This is a genomic window from Candidatus Skiveiella danica, from assembly GCF_022705245.1.
Lineage (GTDB): Bacteria > Pseudomonadota > Gammaproteobacteria > Burkholderiales > Burkholderiaceae_C > Skiveiella > Skiveiella danica.
Map to the genome: position 1 here is coordinate 1 of NZ_JAKJEW010000092.1, position 1,008 is coordinate 1,008.

General features: G+C 72.8%; 2 protein-coding genes. Both read right to left on the reverse strand.

What is annotated here, in order from left to right:
- Window positions 1–304 (reverse strand): DUF2064 domain-containing protein (locus ACMUOY_RS20130; RefSeq protein ID WP_413894511.1); only part of this gene is annotated, 304 nt, incomplete at its 3' end.
- A gap of 11 nt (window positions 305–315) precedes the next feature.
- Window positions 316–1,008, reverse strand: a 693-nt coding sequence (locus ACMUOY_RS20135) for a TIGR04283 family arsenosugar biosynthesis glycosyltransferase (protein WP_413894512.1), incomplete at its 5' end; no start/stop codon positions are given.

Genomic DNA, 1,008 nt, shown 5'->3' on the forward strand with positions numbered 1-1,008 from the left:
TCGTCACACGGTGCACGGCGCGGGCCATGCGCGCGCCCAGGTCACCGTCGCCCTGGTCGGTGCACTGCACGCGGTCCAGCAGTTCGACCCCGTGCCAGGCCGCATCCTCCGGGCCGGGGCTCATGCACAGCTCCACCGCGCCGACTCGCGCAGCCATCGCCTGCGCCAGCGCGTGGCCCAGCATGCGCCGCGCCAACCGGGCGGCGCCCTCGGCACCCAGCGCAGGGATCAGCCGCGTCTTGGCCCGTCCAGGCAACGGTGCCTTGGCGAAGACCACGACGCGCGGCGCGTTCGGGGGATGCATGGCTTGCGTCCTCATTCGTAGCGCCGCGCCAGCAGCTGCGGCGAGGCACCGCGCCAGTAGGCCCAGCGCAGGCGCCACATGAGCACGATGGTGCGCCAGACGCCGCGGCTCTCCCAGCGCCGCCCCGAGGTGATCACGCGCTCGCGCAGGCAGGCCGGGCGCGACAATGTGCGCAGACGCTTCGACATCTCGATGTCTTCCATCAGCGGCTGCTCGGGAAAGCCGCCGATCGCGTCGAATGCCGCGCGCGTCATGAACAGGGCCTGGTCGCCGGTGGCAATGCCACTCCAGCGCGAGCGCACATTCATGCAGGCCGCCACCACGCGCAGCATCCGGGGATGGCCGGCGATACGCACATTGAAGCGGCCCCAGACCTGTTGACCGCCGGCCAGCGCCTGTGCAATGAGGCGATCCGCGTCCGGCGGCAACGTGGTGTCGGCGTGCAGGAACAGCAGGACGCCACCGCCTGTTGCGGCCAGAGCCCCCGCGTTCATCTGCGCCGCGCGCCCGCGCGGCGCCTGAATCACCTCGACGCCGTCGAAGCGCCGCGCGCGCGCCAGCGTGTCGTCGGCGCTGCCGCCATCGGCCACCACCACCCGTGCGCCGCGCGCGCGCAGTGGCGCCAACGCCCTCAGCGCCGCCTCGATGCCGGCCGCTTCATTGAGAACGGGCATGACGATGGCCAGCGACGACGCGGGCTCGGG